The sequence below is a fragment of the Salinispora pacifica CNR114 genome (assembly GCF_000514775.1).
GTDB lineage: Bacteria > Actinomycetota > Actinomycetes > Mycobacteriales > Micromonosporaceae > Micromonospora > Micromonospora pacifica.
Genome location: NZ_AZWO01000027.1, coordinates 24510 through 40724 on the forward strand (window position 1 = coordinate 24510; position 16215 = coordinate 40724).

Sequence of the window (16215 nt, forward strand, 5' to 3'; positions counted from 1 at the left end):
TGCAGATGCATGGACCTTACGAGAAGATGGCCAGATAGCGTTCCGCGCGGGCATCGACTTCAGCAACAGCGTCGCTCCTCGTCTGCCGAAATGGCGAGAGTGCGGCCCTCATCTCGGCTGCGACCTGTCGAGCCCTACCAGAACGAACGCCCTCCATGGCCTCAAGCGATCTTGACCAGGTAGCACACGCTTCCTCTAGGTCCCCCTGCCGAGCCTGCACCATTCCGAGATAGCCAAGCGTAACCGCGTGCGTGCGGGTGAAGGATGACGCCTTGCGGGTACGTACGCTCAGGCGAAATTGGCTGATCGCAGCTCTGAGATCTCCGGTGTCACGCAGCGCGCAAGCCGTCTCGTGACCGAGGCTTGCCGGACCGAAAAAGAAGACCCGCCCCGGCTCATCGTCCCCTTGAGAGGCCGCAGCAAGATCGCTCTCCGCCCGCAATAGCGCCTCGGCTGCAGCTTTGGCGTCTCGATTAGCGGCAAGAGCACGAGCATGAACGACGCCGAGCAAAGATCGTTCACGTGGACTAGCGGCGAGGTACCGCGTTCGATCAACAGAGGCGGCGGAAAGCTCGAGCGCCTCTCTGCGATGCCCCAGGTCTACCGCCTGATGGGCCATCGCACGGAGGACATGCGCCGCCATTGCTGGATCACCGGCCTCGGCCGCAAGCTTGACAGCGGAACTGAAATAGCGTTGGGCTAACGCGTGCTCCCCGTTGTCGAACCCCATCCATCCTGAAAGATACGCTAGTTCGCTTGCCGCCGTAAACATGTCTCGGCGTACCTGCTCGTCCGCATATTGGCCCCGGAGAAACACGGATACGTCAGCCGTGAGGTACTGAACAACAGCGGTACGTGCATGACCCCCACCACGGCGTTGATCCACATGGGAGAACAACGACACCATGTCCCGAACGGCTTCGACGTCGCTCCGCCCTACCGCGCGCCCCTCGGCGCCCCCGCGTGCGCGCCCCCGATTCACCATCTCGCTCCACCACGACCCGCTCGGCAGGGTCAGCCCGGCAAGTGAGTAGGCGGCGGTGGCCAGCACCCGTCTACGCTCAGCGTCCACGTCCACTCTCCCCAGATCCGTTAGCCCGACCAGCGTATCGGCGTGCCAGTCAAGCCCGTCCGGGGAGAGCGACGGTTGAGGTGGTAGCCCGATCTTTTCGAGAGTTACGACGCGTTGGAGCTTCCTGGACAGAGCTTCGACCAAGATCAGCGGCGCCCGTCCCGATGGCATCGTGCCTCGAACCCAGTGCGAGACATGGGAACGGCCGATGCCAGCGCACTCCGTGACTCCACTCTCGATAGCGACCTGTGCGACGACCCTTGCAATTTGGGCGTGGGACAGGCCTGCTTCGGCAATCGCCGCCACGAGCTTGGCGTTGCCAACGCTGTTGCGCGCCAAAGGTCGCCTCCCGCACCACTGGTGATCTTTCACCATGTTCACCGGTTCTCGATGCTCGGGAGCATACCCACAGAACATGACTCGCGGTTCGCTATAGGTACCGCCGATCACTCCGGAAGGATCGCCAAGCGCCGACAGACGTGAGACGTCCTATCAGGAGTGCTCGACGGAACAGTTGATGGCCCCCGCTGCTTCGTGTCGTATTGATCGCCGTGGTGGCGGGTGAGAGTGAGGCGCGCGCCGTCGGACGCGGGCTGCCGTGTTGCTGCAACGGCGCGCGCCCGCCACCTGGGAGGTGTACAGATGGCAACGTATTTCGGCGATGATCAGATCGAACGCGCACAGACAGTGCTGGAGCGGCATAGCGTGTCGAGCGCCCATGGCCGGTGCCGGGCATGCGACGTTCCCGGCCCCTGCGCCGATCAGGAACAGGCATCACGGTTGTTCGCGATGGCGCTGCGGCTGCCCCGCCGGGTGCCAGGGCTGACCGAGCCGCACCTGATCGGCGTCCGGCAACTGGACAGACCCGGCTGGTTCGAGGCGGTGCGTCGAGCGCCGCCGGTATCAATGTCGCGCTCCGGCGAGGTGGTGCCGCACACCGTTGGAGTGTCTTCCCGCTCCGGGGGCTGGCCGCACCAATCGAGAGGGAGGCTCTGATGCGGCGAGGCGAGCCGGACCCTTCGGTCGCAGTGGGAGCCGAGACCACAATCCCTGACGTACGGGAACTGCTGGCCTGCGCCGAGGCGGTTATCGCTTCCCACACCAACCGCGGTGGAATCTGCGCGGGGTGCCTCGATTGGTGGGCACGGCTGGCACCGGTCCCGTGTGAACAGACCCGATGGGCGCAGGCCGTCCGAGAGCGAATCGGCAACACCGACGCGACCGAACTCGCCGCCGAGAGTGCCGCATGAGCCAGACCAACGTAGACCATGCGCGGGTGCCCCCGCACCGCGGAGGCCACTCCGTCGATCTGTCCCCATCGACCTGCCAGGAGGTCTCATGTCCCCGACAAGCCCAGTTCTGTCACGTCCGGTGACCGACGACCCGCTGTACCCGACCCCCGGGTACCTACCTCTGGGTCGCCCGCTGGATGCTGTTGGCAGCGACGACGACGTGCAGCCGAGCCCCACCGACCGGCGTCCGTTCGCGCTCCGCTTCGCCACCGTGCCAGCACGGCCGATCCCGGTGAACCTGACCACGGTTCGCTACGACCCGGACCCACAGCTGTCGGTCGACCCCACGGGAACCCCGGTCCTGGGCAAGCACTCGACCGGGGCAACCAGCACCCGGACCTCGGACGGGCACAGGAGCATGGATTCCGACACCGACCACACCGAGGACTGAACCGGTGGGCGACGAGCGCACGGTGTTGGTGCTGACCCAGCCGTACGACGTAACCGCCGACTATGTGGTGGCGGAGCTGGCAGCACGGGACGTGCCGGTATTCCGGTGCGACCCCGGCGACTTCCCGCAGCGGTTGACGCTCGTCGCGCGGTGGGGCGAAGGCTGGCACGGCAGCCTTCGCCTCCCCGGCCGCCGCACCCCGCTGCACAACCTCGGGTGCGCCTACTACCGGCGCCCGACGGCGTTCGAGCTTCCGGCGCACCTGACCGACGAAGAACGCCGCTGGGCTGCCCGCGAGGCACGCATGGGCCTGGGCGGGGTGCTCGCCGCGCACCCAAGGTGGCTCAACCACCCACATGACATCGCCCGCGCCGAGTACAAGCCGTCCCAGCTCGCTGCCGCTGGCTCGGCCGGGCTGTCCGTGCCCCCGACATTGATCACGAATGAGCCGGCGGCGGCCGAGCGATTCGTGCGCGAGCACGACGGCGCGGTCGTCAAACCGCTCGGCTCCGGTGTGCTGACCGAGGCCGGCGCCGCAAAGCTGATCTACACCAACCGGGTGCGCGCCGAGGAGATCGACCACACGGTTTCCGGCACCGCGCACCTGTTCCAACAGCAGGTGGAGAAGGCATACGAGGTGCGGCTGACCGTCGTTGACAAGGTGTACTTCGCTGTACGCCTCGACGGTGCCTCCGAGGCGGCCAGACTGGACTGGCGCACTGATTACGACAGCCTGTCGTACTCGGTGGTGACTGTGCCTGACCAGATCCGCGAGGCGGTGTCGCGACTGCTGGCCCGGCTTCGGCTGCGCTTCGGTGCGTTGGACTTCGTCGTCACCCCGCAGGACGAATGGATCTTCCTGGAGATCAACCCAGATGGGCAGTGGGCGTGGCTGCAGGACGCCACCGGGCTGCCCATTTCCGCCGCGATAGCCGATGCTCTGACCAAGGAGACACGATGACGGCCACCGCCGAACGGACGCGCAACCGGCTCGTGCACGAGCTGACCGGCCACGGCCGGCTCACCGAGGCGTGGCGGGCAGCGTTTGCCGCTGTGCCCCGCCACCTGTTCCTCCCCCGCTTCTTCCGCCAGACCCCAGACCGCAGCCGGTACGAAGCGGTCGACGCGACCGATCCAGGAGCGCTGGAGCTGATCTACTCCGACCGCGTGCTCCCCACCCAACTCGACGGCGACGACTCCCGCTGGGACGAGTCCCGGCGCCACGGCCCGATCGACGGCGCGCCGACCTGTTCCAGCACCCAACCGGCTCTCATGGCGGTCATGCTGGACGCACTCGACGTGACCGACGGGCACCGGGTGTTGGAGGTCGGCACCGGCACCGGGTACAACGCGGCACTCCTCGCGCACCGGCTCGGCTCACTGCTGGTCACCACCGTCGATATCGACGCCGGCCTGGTGCGGCGGGCGCGGCGGTCGTTGGCCGCTGTCGGCTACGCCCCCACGGTGGCCGCCACCGACGGCGCGGCAGGTCACCCCGGCAACGCCCCGTACGACCGGATCATCGCCGCCTGTTCGGTGCCGCAGGTGCCGGCGGGCTGGCTCGCACAGACCCGCCCCGGCGGGGTGATCCTGACCAGCCTGCACCGCGAGATCGGCGGTGGACTGCTGCTGCGGCTGACCGTGGACGAGACCGGCGCGGCCAGCGGGCACCTGCTCGACGACTACGGCTCGTTCATGCCGCTGCGCTCCTGCCCCACCGTGCGAACCTCGGCGCTCGTCCGCGCCGCCTCCCAGGCCACCGGAGACCGGCACGAGACCCACCTACCCGGCCCGCTGGCCGACGACGGCGAGGCGTGGACCGCGCTGGTGGCGCTACAGCTGCCGGATGTGGCCCGCCTCGACATCGACCGCCCGGACGGCCCGGTGCAGTGGCTTGTCCACCCGGATGGTTCGTGGGCGTACCACGACATCTCCACCCGCATGGTGGAACAGGGCGGCCCACGGCGGCTGTGGACCGAGGTGGAGGACCTCTACAGCCGGTGGAGCGCATATGGCAAGCCCCACCGCCCGCACATCGGTGTGACCGTCACCCCCGTCGGGCAGCAGGTATGGCTCACCGACCCCACCGAGATCATCTGAGACGATCTATTACTTGCGCCGGCTAAAGCTCTTTCGGCCCGCGCGAATTCAACCGCATGGTCAACCCCACGCCCTGACCGAGGACGGACCCCGGAGTGTTCACCCTCGCCCTGAAACGGACCTAATCCCCCAGGCCGCCCGCTCCCGGAGGAGCGCGTCGCCAGTCCGGTACAGCTCGATCAGGAGTGGCCTGAGGGTCCGGCCGACTGGGGTGAGTTGGTAGACGGCGTGAGAGGGGAAGCCCTTCTGGCGCTCGCACTCGACCAGGTCGGCCCGCGCCAGCGTGGCGAGCCGCTCACTCAAGACCTTTGCGCTCAGCTTGGGCAGTGCGGCCCGAAGCTGACTGAAGGAGCGGGGCCCGTGCATCAGTTCCCGTAGGAGCAGCGTCGTCCATCGGCCGGCGACGGCGGCGAGTGCCACCTCCACCGGGCAGGTCGGCTCCGGATGTCTCGTTTCACCTCGGGTGTCCAAAACGAGGTCACGATCCCAGCCGTCGCTCACCGTTTGGTTACCTGCGACGGGCTCGGTTTGACTGACCGTATGCCAACTGACTTCACCAACCATCCTGTCATTGTCGCTCTCACCGACGACGCCAGCCAACACCCGCTGGTCTTCGCTCGAGCCTTTAACTCCGGGGACGTCGGTGCTGTTGAGCAGGTTTACGAACCGGACGGCGTCTTTGTCGCCGCGCCAGGCCAACCTGTCACCGGCGCCGCCCGGGCCGCGGCCAATCAACAATTCCTCGGCCTGGGACTACCAATCGATGTTCGTCCACGGCATGTTTACGTGGCCGACGACATCGCCCTGTTGATTGTCGATTGGACCATAGACGGCCAGGGCCCCGACGGGAAGCATGTGCACCTGGAGGGCACGGCTACCGACGTGGCGCGGCGAGGGCCGGACGGCCGCTGGCGGTACGTCATCGACAACCCGTTCGGCACCGATAGGTCGAATGACCCGCAATAGTGGTGAGCACATGCCGGCTTCGCCGGCCGGTTCACCGTAGCCAGCACCCGGCCAAGATTTCAGCAAAGACGCTCACGGGCCCGTCCCGAGCGGTCGTTTCTGACGGGTACGCCGTGGTCGCTACGGGAAGGGGTGCGGCACGAGGCGGAGATCGGTGTCGGCCAGGTCGGTGTCGGTGAGGCCCGCCACCGCGGGCGCGGTCCGCAGCCGCGGCAGGTGCGGAGCCCGCTGTCGGATCCAGCCGAAGTCGATCGGAAGCAGACCGGGCACGATCGTGCAGACCGAGCGGAGTCCCACCGCCTCCTGCTCTGGTGTGGTCTGATCCACCATGATCGCCTCGAACCCGCGCGCAGCCAGCAGGTCGAGCACCCGGCGCAGGTCGTCGCGGAGATCCGGCGTGCCGGGGGGCCGGTAGCAGGCGAAGAGATGCTCGATGGGAAGCGTGTCACGGTCGTCGAGGTAGCTTCCGGCGTGCACCGCCATCCGGGGTAGGCCGAAGAGTGCCGAGTGGTCCGGCAGCCGGCGGACGAGGGTGTAGTCGTCGGCCATCCGTTCCAGCTCGGCCCGGCGCCGGCGCACCGTGGTGGGCTGGTGCGGGATGTAGGTGAGCGCCTCGGCGAGCGCGCCGGTGACCGCCTGCCGCGGGTCGAGGTGGGCGGCGGCGGCGAAGGAGAGCAGGCCGGGGCCGCCGTCGTGGCGGACCGCGAGGCTGGTGACCACGGGTACGTCGAGGTCGATCCGGGTGTCGAAGGCGTGGAGCCGGTAGCCCTGCAGCTCGGCGCGGTCGACCAGTGCGCGCACCGTCGAAGGGCAGGTGTCGAGGTCTATCCGGGGCAGGGTCAGGTTGCCGTACCAGGCGAGCAGGAACGCGTCGCGCTCGATCAACTCCAACAGTCCGAACAGGACGGCCTCCGGCAGGCAGCTGCCGGTGGCGCAGCCGCTGGAGGAGGAGAGGACGAAGGTATCGCCGGCGGCCGGCGAGCTGTAGAAGCACAGCCGGCGCGGCACCAGTACGGGCCTGCCGGTGTGCAGGTTCTGGCCCCACACCCAGGGGATCGGTCGTTCTGGGTCGAACCGGCGCAGGATCAGGTCGGTCTCGTACACGTCGTCGGGGTGCCGGCCGCAGCGGTCCGGGTGTAGCGCCTCCGGGCCGAGGTCGGCGTAGGCGGCGAGGACCGGGGTGAGATTGCGCCGTCGGTGGGTCCCCGCGTAGCGCTCCAGCCCTTCGAGGTGGGCCAGCGCGCGGCTCGCGTCGTAGCCGCTGGACTGGCCGCTCCAGGAGACATCGAGCAGCCCGCCGTAGCCGCGGATGAAGACGCTGCCGGTCACCGGTGCGGTGGTCGGTGACGTGACGGTAAGCGCGGTACCCGCACCGACTGCGCCGCAGACCGGGTTGACCAGCGCGGCTGCCGGCAGCGGATAGTCGTCGGGAGTACGCAGCCGGTACGTGTCGGGGCGGGGCTTGGGCCGGGGTTGGTGCGCGAGCACCAGCGGGTCGGGGGTGTCGGGTCGTTGCCGGGCGCAGCTGGGGCAGCACGGCTCGGCCAGCAGCGGGTAGGTGCGGACCCGCAGGCTGGCCAGGTCGAGCTGGCTGACCCGGGGCAGCGGGATGCTGTGCCGGTCCCAGCTTGGTGGCGGCGGCAGCGGTGGGCCGGTGTGGCTGGCGCGGTAGAGCTCCCAGACGGCGTCGAGCTGGTAGGCGGTCAGCTGTGGCCACGGGCCGACCGCGGTCGTCTGGTCACCGACCTCCAGGGCGTCCCGTTGGCTCCGGCTGCGCAGCCGCTGCCACCGGGTGGCCAGGCAGTGCCCGCAGGCCCGGCCCGCCGTGCCACCGAGCGGTCCGATCAGCACGGTGGCGGCGGTGAGGTGCACGGTGGCGGCGCACCGGTTCGGGTCGGCCACGGCGGGCGCGGCGACGTCGCCCAACGTCACCACCCGCGGCGCCCCTCCGGCTCGCCGGGCCCGCCGGTCTTCGGCGACGCCGGTCGGCTGGGCCAGCCAACGGCGGCGCAGGTGCTGTCGGAGTTGGGCCGCGGCGGCGGCGAGGGGGGTGGGGTGCGCTGCCGCCGCGGTGCCGGTCATGAGTCGTTGCTCCAGCGGAAGGTCCGCACCCCGACGACCGCGAACACGGCGGTGAAGACGACCAGCGCGGCGCACGAGATCAGGTAGTCGGTCATGGTGCCGAATCCGGTGAAGGCGTACGTGATGCCGTCGTTGACGTAGCGCATCGGCAGTACCCGGGAGACCTCCTGTAGCCAGGTCGGCATCAGCTCGAGGGGGTAGAACGAACCGGAGAGGAAGGCCATCGGCACCACGACGCAGTTGGCGATCGCGGCGACGGCCTCCGGGGTGTTGGCCGCGGATCCGACGATCAGGCCGAGGGCGAGGAAGGCGGTCACCGCGAGCAGCATGATCGGGATGGCGAGCGGCCACGTCGGGTCCGGGCGCATGCCGAAGACCGGCAGCATCGCGACGCCGACGAAGAGCACGCACTGCGCCGCCCCGATGCCCAGCGCGACCACGTAGCGGGAGCCGATCACCGACCAGATGCTGGTTGGGGAGAGCCGGATGATCCGCAGCAGGTCGTCGTTGCGCCACTGCATCAGGGTGAAGGCCACGCCGAAGAGGGCGGCGTTGGCCAGGCCCCAGGAGAGCACACCCGGAGCGATGTAGTCGACGTATCCGCGGCCGGTGTCGGCGACCTCCTGGTTACGGAAGATCAGTGCGAAGATGACCAGGAAGATCAGGGGAAAGGCGAAGGTGAAGAAGACCGTCGTGGCGTCCCGGACGGCCGCCTTGTAGACGGCTCGGGAGAGTGCGGCGTATGCGCTCATGCCTGCGGCGCTCCGATCAGCTCGAGGTAGACGTCTTCCAGGGTGGCCGGTCGGGTCTCCACGTCGTCCAGGTCGGCGGCACCGTCGAGGGCGGCGAGCACCCGGGCCGCGTGCGCGGTCCGCAGCACGAGCATGCCGTCCTCGACGGCGACCCCGTTGACGCCGTCGAGGGTGCCGGCCTGTTCCGGGCTGAGCCGGCCGGCGGGGATGACCAGTCGGGTACCGATGCCGGAACGGGCGATCAGTTCGCGGGGGCTGTCGAGCGCCAGGACGCGCCCGGCGGAGAGGATTGCGACCCGGTCGCAGAGGGTCTGCGCCTCGTCCAGGTGGTGGGTGGTGTAAACGATGGTCTTGCCGATCGCCTTCAGGTTGCGCAGCATCTGGCCGAGGTCGCGGCGGGCCTCCGGGTCCAGCGCGGCGGTGGGTTCGTCCAGGAAGACCACCTCGGGGTCGTGGACGAGGGTCGAGGCGATGGCGAGGCGCTGGCGCTGACCGCCGGAGATCCTGGTGACCCGGACGTTCCCGGAATCGGTCAGCCCGACCAGGTCCAGCGCCTTCTCGGCGGTGGCTGGGGGGAGGCCGTAGAGGGCGGCGACGGTCACCAGGTGCTCGCGGGCGGTCAGCCGGGTAAAGAAGGCCGAGCGCTGGGTCTGCACGCCGATCCGGGGCAGCAGGTCGAGGTTACGTGGCGCTGGTGCCATGCCCAGCACGGTGATGGTGCCGGTGTCGGGGAGGCGCAGTCCCTCGATCATCTCGATGAGCGTGGTCTTGCCGGCACCGTTGGGGCCGAGCAGGCCGAAGAACTCGCCGCGGCCGATCGAGATGGAGACCTCATCGGCCGCCCTCACCTCGCCATACGATTTACTCACGGCGTCCAGCACGATCGCCGGACTGTCGATGGGTGACATCGGCTCGCCTTTCACTGGTTGTTCTCACTGGTGGGTGGTGCTGGAATCCGGTCCGCCGGACGGGGCCGACCGGGTCGGGCCAGCCAGCCGGCGACGGTCAGACCGACGATGGCGGCCGGCAGAACGTAGGCGAGCGCGCCGAGGGAGGGCCGAAGCAGGGCGCCCAGGTAGACGATCACGAGACTGGCGGCGGCAGCGCTCGCCAGCAGCCACCCGGCGGCGAAGAGCCCGAGACAGACCGCGGCCCGTCGCGGGTAGCGGCGGCTGGGCCGGCGCAGCAGGCGCCGGGGAAGGGTCGCCAGGTAGCGGCGGCTCTCCGGGGCCAGGTCCAGCTGGTCCAGCAGGTGACTGAGGACCTTGTAGCCGTCCAGTGGGGGCAGGGCGATGACGTTGACCAGCGTCTGGGCCGCCCCGACCAGCACGAACGCGCTGAGGATCCGATCGGCGAAGGCGCCGGGCAGCACGATGAGGGCGGCGCCGGCGAGCAGCAGGACCAGCCCGTTGGCTACCGCGCCGGCCGACGCGATCAGCACCTGCTGGGACCGACGTGGTAAGTAGAGGTAGTCCTCGACCCGGCAGGTGAGGGTGACCAGGTTGATCCGGTTGACGGTGGCACCGAAGTGGACGGCCACCACCCCGTGCGCGAACTCGTGCAGGGCCGCGCTCGACCAGGCGAGCAACGCCAGCGCCACCAGGCTGACCGGGTCGGTGAAGGCCGGGCGGGCGGTCTGCCAGAGCGGGCCGAGCCGCAACCCGACCAGTGCGAGCAGCGCGACGACGAGGACGGCGACCAGTACGAAGACCGCCGGGCGCAGCAGGAACCGCAGTCGGTGCGCCCACCATCCCAGCGCGCCGGAGCGTACCGGGTCGGCCGGCGCCCGCCCGCCGTCGCCCGGCGCCGTGGCCGGGCCGGCGGGGTGAACGGCCAGTAGGTCCCGCTCGTGGAGGAGCCACAGCAGCCGGGTCCAGTGCGCGTCGCCGAGGCGGCGACCGTACTCGTCGGCGTACTCGGTGCCGACCTCGCCGAGGGATCGGACGCCGTCGAGGCGGCGGAGCAGGAATTGCTCCTTCGGCGGGATCTCGAACGCCCGGCCGGTGCGCCGGTCCTTGAGCAGATAGACCGTGTCGGGGCCACGCCGCAGTGGGCGCGAGAAGATCAGATCTTCGCGCAGCCGGGGGCGTTTGGCCAGCAGGCCCGGATGTGTCACGACGACACCGCCGACTCCCGCAGCACCCGGGCGAGCAGATAGGAGAGGTACGCCTCGTCGCGGATGGTGGCGTGCAGCCGGTTGTTGGTCATGTGGAGGTATGGCGAGAGCAGGAACGTGAGGGCCTCCCCCGGGTCGGTGACGACCCGGTCGTCGCCGCTCCACGCGCTGACCGTCAGGTCGCCGGAGGCGGCCAGGGCGAGCACCTTCTCGCGGAGCTGGGCCGCGTGCTCGGCCCAGCCGCGTAGGAAGCCGGGGAGCCGCTGCGTTTCGCCCTGCCCGACGAGGGTGAGAATCTGCCGTACGCGACGGCCGAGCTCACCAGCGACGCTGTCGTACATGCGGGTGTACTCGTCGATGCCGATGAGGTTGGTGCCGGCGAAGGCCTGGTGCCAGTAGTGGTGGTACCGGTCGAGGAAGTCCACCAGCTGCTCCCGGTCGGGCAGGAAGGTGCCGGCGTGCACCGTCATCAGCTGCGCGGCGGTGCCCAGCAGCACCGGGCGCAGGTGCAGGTTCATCGACGAGATGGCGTGCAGCACCGTGTCGCTGGAGTGCTGGAAGTGCCACTCGGCGACCTCGATGCCCGCCGGCCCGCCGTACTTGCCGTACTCCGGTGCGTAGGGCCGGTAGCTGTATGAGTTGTTGGGGCTGAGCAGCATCTGTCCGGCCGCGTCGACCAGCTCCGCCGGCCGTCCGTCGGGGAACTCCAGCGCGAAGAGGATGTCGTAGAGCTCCCGCAGGTAGCCGGTGCCCATCGCGTACAGCGCGGGGCGGGTGGTGAGGAACCGGCTGACCGCCGCCTCGGCACGCGCCCGCACCGCCGGCTCGTCGGCGGGGGTGCGCGGGCGCAGCCGCAGCCGCACGTGTGGCCCCTCCAGCCAGTAGTTGATGAAGAAGTGGCCGGCGAGCAGCTCCGCTTCGGTGAGCTCCCGGATGAGGGGTGCCACGCAGTCCACCAGCAACGGTTGCGGGTTGGCCGCGTAGAAGATGTGCAGCGAGATCCATTCTCCCCGCCGGTCGGCGGTCTCCTCGGCGTTGGTGGGCGCGGCGGCGGACGCGGTCATCGGCTGCTACCTCCGGATCGTGGTGCGGCGACGGTCTGCCGCGCGGGGACGCGGAAGGTCTCCACGGCCAGCTCGCTGACGTGTCCGCCGAGCGCGCTGTGGGCAGCCAGTTCGCTCGCGGCGGGCAGCAACTCACGCAGGACGACCCGGTCGTCCGGCTCAGTCAGCGCGGCGCGCAGGGCCTGCAGCGACAGCGCGCTACCGAAGTCGACGTACTGCGGCTTCGGGTTGGCCGTGCGCGGACCGGCATGGGCCGGGTAGATGGTGGCGAACGCCTGCTCGGGTAGGCCGTGCCGGGCCCGCCACCGACGCCAGGCCAGGAACGCCGCCGGGTCGGTGCCGGGGTCGCCCGCGTCGGGAAGCTCGCGGACCGGCGCCGACCAGCTTCGGCGGCTGAGCACGATGTTGCCGAGGCGCAGCCGGGGCCGGACGGTAACACCGTCGCTGGTTGTCGCCGGCACCCCGCGCCACACGTCGAGCCGCACCAGCGACGCCGACGAGAGCAGCAGCAGGGTACGCGGGATCTGCGGCAGCGCCATCGGCACCAGGTAGCCCAGGTACACGGCGACGACCTCCTTGTCGAGGCGGGTCGAGCGCAGAACAACCCGGTCGGTCTCCGGATCGTGGGCCAGGTAGAGGTCGTCGAGGGTGAGCTGCCGGTCGGCCGGGACGCTGCTGCTTTCGCCGGGGCACACGATCACGTGGTCGGTGAGGCGGGCGTGCAGGTTCAGGTTGGTGGTGGCCGCTCCCCCGGTCAGCTCGGCGAAGACCACGCCCGGCGGGGTGAGCTCCGTCGTCTGGGCACGTAGCCGCTCGGCGAGGGTCGGGGTGTCGGCGTCGAAGCAGTGGGTGAACCGGCTGAACGGGAAGGAGAGTCCACCGAAGGACTGGTTGAGCACCAGCAGCGGGTCGGGCTCACGGAGGGCCAGCTGGACGAAGTGCCCCATCGGGTGGACCTGGTGGGCGGTGGCGCCGAGCAGCGCGCCCACCTCGTCGAACAGCTCGACGGGCAGGGACAGCTCGGGGCACCGGGGGTCGGCGTCGGCGAGCGCTGCCACCCGCCTGGCGAAAAGCTGTCGGGCCTGGTCTAGCGCGGACATCTCGGGCCGGCCCAGCCAGTTCTCCTCCGGCGTGTAGCTACCGTCCGCGGCGAACGGGCGGCGCCCCGCCGTGTACGAGGAGTACTGGTCGTAGAGGTCGTCGTGGAAGTCCTCGACCAGCCGCAGCAGGTCGTCGCAGCGGCCGCCGACGCCGAACCGGGCCAGAAAGAAGCCGTGGAACATGATCCGGTGCGGCAGGTTCTGGTCGAAGGCGGGCAGGATCCGCTCCACGGCGGCGAGGTTCGCGCCGACCAACCGCTGCCAGGGTGGGGCCGCGATGGCGACCGGTTCACCGGCCACCCGGCTGTCCTCGTACAGCAGCGTCTGCGGCAGGGTCGGGTTCTCCTCGCCGAGGGTACGCATCACCGCGCGTACCGCGGCCCGCAGTCGGTGCCGCAGGTCCCGACGCCGGCCGAGGTCGCCCTGCCGGTAGGCGTCAACAAGCTGCATGATCTCGTGGAGTTGGTTGACGAGCTGTCCGGCCCACGGCCGGTCCAGGTGCCCCAGCGAGTCGGCGAGGGCCCGGATCGGGTCGGTGGCGTGCACGTCGGTGTCGAGGCCGACCAGCCGCAGCATTCCCAACTCCAGCAGCGTCGACAGGTAGGTCTCGCCATCGGGCCGGTCGGCACCGGTGTCCCGGCAGAGCCGATCCACCAGCTCGGCACAGCGCATCGTGCCGCGCTGCTGCAACAGGGCGGTGAGCCCGTCCAGGACGCCGCTGCGGCGGAGGAAGAAGAGACCGTCGCGGACCGAGTCGAAGCTGACCGTGGCGCTGTCGTCGCCAGCGGTGACCCAGTGCCGCACATAGCGGATCCGGTCCGCGTCCCGGCGCCACCCCGGGCTCAGCTCCACCATCAGGTCGCCGCGCCGCCGCGGGTCGGCGATGACCAACTCGGCGAGCCGGGCGACCAGGACGACGTTGAGGCGTACGTGCTGGTGCCACTGCTCGTTGACGGGGAACTGGAGCTGCGACCCGGTGTCGGTGAAACGGCCTAGGGCGACCGCGGTGAAGGTGCTGAACGGGCTGGTCTTGCCGGCGGTGCGGTACAGGTAGGACAGCAGCGAGCGCTCGACCCGGCGGGTCCGCTTGTTCGCCGGCCGGGTCAGCTCCGGTGTGCTCCCGGCGGCGAGCTGTTCATCGAGGGTCGGTGAGGCGAGTTGGAGCCCGCCGCGCAGGCGTGGCTCGTCGGCCAGCCGCCACAGCTCGGCCCGGGCCTGGGCGACATCAGCGGCGAGGATCGCGCTGCCCTCGGCCTGGTGCCGGGCGAGCTGCGTGCGTCGCCGGAGCCAGCGCTGGACGACCGGCAGGGCCGCCGGTCGGGTCTGCTCGACCGCGGCGAGCGCCGGCCCGGGCGCGGCCGGCAGGGCGTTGTTGAAGACCTGTCGACGCAGCGTCAGCAGCCGTCGGCGGACCGACTCGTCCTCATTGTCACTGACCAGCTCATACAGGAGTTGGCCGAGCTGCGCCCCGTCGGTACGGAGCTGACGCTCCAGGGCCAGCGCCTCGTCGGCCCAGGTGCGGGCTGCCGGGGAACGGAGCAAATCGACCGTCGACAGGGGAAGGCCGGCGATCCGGGCGGTGAAGTACGCACCGGTACGCCAGCCGGCGGGGGCGATCACGTCCGGTAGCGGGCCCGGCGCTGGCACGGCCTGCCTCACCGCAGCTCGTATCGGTAGTTGCCGAGCTGCCCGCGTTCCTCGCCGGCGAGCATGATGAGCAGCGGGAACTCGTCGCTGCCGGTGAGTCCCAGCTCCTTGACGTAGGAGACGCCGTCGAAGCCCAGCGCTACTCCCGCGCCGAGACCAAGCGCGGCGGCGACGGTGTAGAAGGTCTGGGCCATCGCGCCGACGGTGGCGTTGGCGAGGTTGTAGCCCCGGTCGCCGGTGGCGTCGAGCACCGCGTGCGTCCGCACCGTCGCGACGAGGACGACCGCTGCCTGCTCCAGGTTGTAGTTGGCCAGGGTGTAGTTGCGTTGCAGGAACGCGCCGGGTGGGCCGCTGCTGAGGGAGACCAGGCTGTGCTCCTGCCGATCGTAGGCGTACCCCCCGGCGGGCACGGCGGCCACGGCGTTGACGAAGGCGTAGATCCGGGCCAGCGGACGGTCGGTCGGACCGTCGATCTCGGATGGCACGGTGCTGGCGGCGGTGGCCTTCAGCAGCGCGGCGAGGTGTGCCGCCGCCATGGGGCGGCTCCGTAGAAACCGGCCGAAGCTACTGCGGCGGGCGGTGAGGGCGGCCGCCACGGGCAGCGTCAGCGGCGCGGCGGCGGGCAGTGGCCGGCGGGTTCCGCCCGGCGGCGCCGGGTGGGCGGCGGCGGCAGCCAACGCCCCGGTGGCGGGCCGGTCGACCGAAGCGGCGGTGCTGCGGCTGACCCGCCGTAGGGTGTCGAAGTCGAGTAGCGTCCGCGACCGCTCCTGGTCGTGGTGCCGTACCCGGACCGTGGGCGGCTCCCCGCGACCGGTGGTGGCGGGGGGCGTGGATGCGGGGGGCGAGGGCGCAACGGGCGTGGGCGCGGCCCAGGTCAGGGGTACGGCGGCGAAGAGCGCCTCGTCGTCGGGGGTGAGGCCGAGCAGGTCGGCGACGGCCGCCTGGTCGAACCAGAGCACGGGTCGGATCTGCCGGCCCTGGGCGCCGGCCCAGAGCCGCCACGACTGCAGCAGAGCACCCAGGTCCATGGATACCACGTGGTACGAGAAGTTGTTGTACTTGAAGGCGTTCTGCCAGTACTTCACCCCGACGATCAGAAACTGGCTGGCGGGGCGGGGTGGGGCGACCGCCGTGTTCACCCGGGCGCTGACGTCACCGCCGAGCAGCCGCTGCATCGCGTGCCGGGTGTGCGCGTAGTAGTAGACGCCCGGAGTGACTCCGGCTCCGGGCCCGGCGACCCAGTAGACGCTGCACGGGTAGAGACCTCCACCGGAGGCGGCGCCGCGGTGCCAGTTGGCGTACGCGTACGACGGCAACACTCCCAGATCGGAGTTGGCCTGGATGCCGAGCCGCCGTCCGAGCAGCCCGTACGAGTGGTGGAGCAGGCCGGCCAGCAGCGGCAGGGTGAACGGCTCGTCGGCGTCGCCGGGGCCCCGCAGCGCGCTGTCCAGGTCGGCGTCGGCGCTCGCCGGGGCGGGCAGCCCGAAGGCGGTCGCCTCCGGGTAGTACTTGCCGCGGCGGGGTGCGTCGGCCCAGTTCGGCGCGAAGTCCGCCGGAGGCATCGGTTCACGGCTGCGATACAGGATCGCGGTCGCGTACGCGTGGGCGAGGCCGGGGTTTTCGGACGTCATGG

14 protein-coding genes are annotated in these 16215 nt (G+C 70.3%); 5 read left to right on the forward strand and 9 right to left on the reverse strand.

All coding sequences use genetic code 11. The features are described from left to right. Window positions 1-16: 16 nt before the first annotated feature. On the reverse strand, window positions 17-1447 hold the full coding sequence (locus B118_RS32165; RefSeq protein ID WP_238323973.1) for an NsdA family TPR-like regulatory protein: 1431 nt from the start codon (window positions 1445-1447) through the stop codon (window positions 17-19). Between the two features lie 620 nt (window positions 1448-2067). Between B118_RS32165 and B118_RS0117365 the strand changes: the two genes are divergently transcribed. The 4 genes from B118_RS0117365 to tgmC all read left to right on the forward strand — a co-directional run bounded on the left by B118_RS0117365 (window position 2068) and on the right by tgmC (window position 4855). Further along, complete coding sequence (locus tag B118_RS0117365) at window positions 2068-2322, forward strand: hypothetical protein (protein ID WP_026272631.1); 255 nt, start codon at window positions 2068-2070, stop codon at window positions 2320-2322. A 121-nt stretch (window positions 2323-2443) separates the two neighbouring features. Further along, on the forward strand, window positions 2444-2755 hold the full coding sequence (gene tgmA, locus B118_RS0117370) for a putative ATP-grasp-modified RiPP (protein WP_028193085.1): 312 nt from the start codon (window positions 2444-2446) through the stop codon (window positions 2753-2755). Between the two features lie 4 nt (window positions 2756-2759). Further along, complete coding sequence (gene tgmB / locus B118_RS0117375) at window positions 2760-3716, forward strand: ATP-grasp ribosomal peptide maturase (RefSeq protein WP_028193086.1); 957 nt, start codon at window positions 2760-2762, stop codon at window positions 3714-3716. Next, entirely contained in the window at window positions 3713-4855 is a 1143-nt protein-coding gene (gene tgmC / locus B118_RS0117380) for an ATP-grasp peptide maturase system methyltransferase (protein WP_028193087.1), read from the forward strand. Before tgmB ends, tgmC begins: the two co-directional genes overlap by 4 nt. Window positions 4856-4954: 99 nt before the next feature. On the opposite strand, the gene B118_RS0117385 is transcribed toward tgmC, so the two are convergent. Then, on the reverse strand, window positions 4955-5281 hold the full coding sequence (locus B118_RS0117385) for a winged helix-turn-helix transcriptional regulator (RefSeq protein ID WP_028193088.1): 327 nt from the start codon (window positions 5279-5281) through the stop codon (window positions 4955-4957). A gap of 114 nt (window positions 5282-5395) precedes the next feature. Between B118_RS0117385 and B118_RS0117390 the strand changes: the two genes are divergently transcribed. Continuing rightward, on the forward strand, window positions 5396-5821 hold the full coding sequence (locus B118_RS0117390; protein ID WP_018812277.1) for a YybH family protein: 426 nt from the start codon (window positions 5396-5398) through the stop codon (window positions 5819-5821). Window positions 5822-5941: 120 nt separating this feature from the next. On the opposite strand, the gene B118_RS0117395 is transcribed toward B118_RS0117390, so the two are convergent. Genes B118_RS0117395 through B118_RS0117425 form a run of 7 tightly spaced genes read right to left on the reverse strand, consistent with a single transcriptional unit; the run spans window position 5942 to window position 16213 of the window. After that, complete coding sequence (locus B118_RS0117395; protein WP_028193089.1) at window positions 5942-7903, reverse strand: TOMM precursor leader peptide-binding protein; 1962 nt, start codon at window positions 7901-7903, stop codon at window positions 5942-5944. Continuing rightward, window positions 7900-8655 carry an ABC transporter permease gene (locus B118_RS0117400; protein ID WP_018219592.1) on the reverse strand — a complete coding sequence of 252 codons (756 nt, stop codon included), beginning with the start codon at window positions 8653-8655 and terminating at the stop codon, window positions 7900-7902. The genes B118_RS0117395 and B118_RS0117400 overlap by 4 nt, the downstream gene beginning before the upstream one ends. Further along, window positions 8652-9578: an ABC transporter ATP-binding protein gene (locus tag B118_RS0117405; RefSeq protein WP_018219591.1), complete on the reverse strand. Its 927-nt coding sequence runs from the start codon at window positions 9576-9578 to the stop codon at window positions 8652-8654. The genes B118_RS0117400 and B118_RS0117405 overlap by 4 nt, the downstream gene beginning before the upstream one ends. Further along, on the reverse strand, window positions 9575-10771 hold the full coding sequence (locus B118_RS0117410) for a zinc metalloprotease (RefSeq protein WP_018812279.1): 1197 nt from the start codon (window positions 10769-10771) through the stop codon (window positions 9575-9577). The genes B118_RS0117405 and B118_RS0117410 overlap by 4 nt, the downstream gene beginning before the upstream one ends. Next, window positions 10768-11835 (reverse strand): lantibiotic dehydratase C-terminal domain-containing protein, encoded by a 1068-nt coding sequence (locus B118_RS0117415; RefSeq protein ID WP_018219589.1) that lies wholly within the window; start codon window positions 11833-11835, stop codon window positions 10768-10770. The genes B118_RS0117410 and B118_RS0117415 overlap by 4 nt, the downstream gene beginning before the upstream one ends. Continuing rightward, entirely contained in the window at window positions 11832-14582 is a 2751-nt protein-coding gene (locus B118_RS0117420) for a lantibiotic dehydratase (protein ID WP_028193090.1), read from the reverse strand. The genes B118_RS0117415 and B118_RS0117420 overlap by 4 nt, the downstream gene beginning before the upstream one ends. 8 nt (window positions 14583-14590) lie before the next feature. Continuing rightward, a complete protein-coding gene (locus tag B118_RS0117425; protein WP_028193091.1) occupies window positions 14591-16213 on the reverse strand; it encodes a nitroreductase family protein in 1623 nt (540 codons plus the stop codon). Window positions 16214-16215 lie beyond the last annotated feature (2 nt).

Coding starts and splice junctions, on each gene's coding strand:
- B118_RS32165 (WP_238323973.1), bottom strand. CDS start 1,447: ATGGTGAAAGATCACCAGTGGTGCGGGAGGCGACCTTTGGCGCGCAAC.
- B118_RS0117365 (WP_026272631.1), top strand. CDS start 2,068: ATGCGGCGAGGCGAGCCGGACCCTTCGGTCGCAGTGGGAGCCGAGACC.
- tgmC (WP_028193087.1), top strand. CDS start 3,713: ATGACGGCCACCGCCGAACGGACGCGCAACCGGCTCGTGCACGAGCTG.
- B118_RS0117390 (WP_018812277.1), top strand. CDS start 5,396: ATGCCAACTGACTTCACCAACCATCCTGTCATTGTCGCTCTCACCGAC.
- B118_RS0117395 (WP_028193089.1), bottom strand. CDS start 7,903: ATGACCGGCACCGCGGCGGCAGCGCACCCCACCCCCCTCGCCGCCGCC.
- B118_RS0117400 (WP_018219592.1), bottom strand. CDS start 8,655: ATGAGCGCATACGCCGCACTCTCCCGAGCCGTCTACAAGGCGGCCGTC.
- B118_RS0117415 (WP_018219589.1), bottom strand. CDS start 11,835: ATGACCGCGTCCGCCGCCGCGCCCACCAACGCCGAGGAGACCGCCGAC.
- B118_RS0117425 (WP_028193091.1), bottom strand. CDS start 16,213: ATGACGTCCGAAAACCCCGGCCTCGCCCACGCGTACGCGACCGCGATC.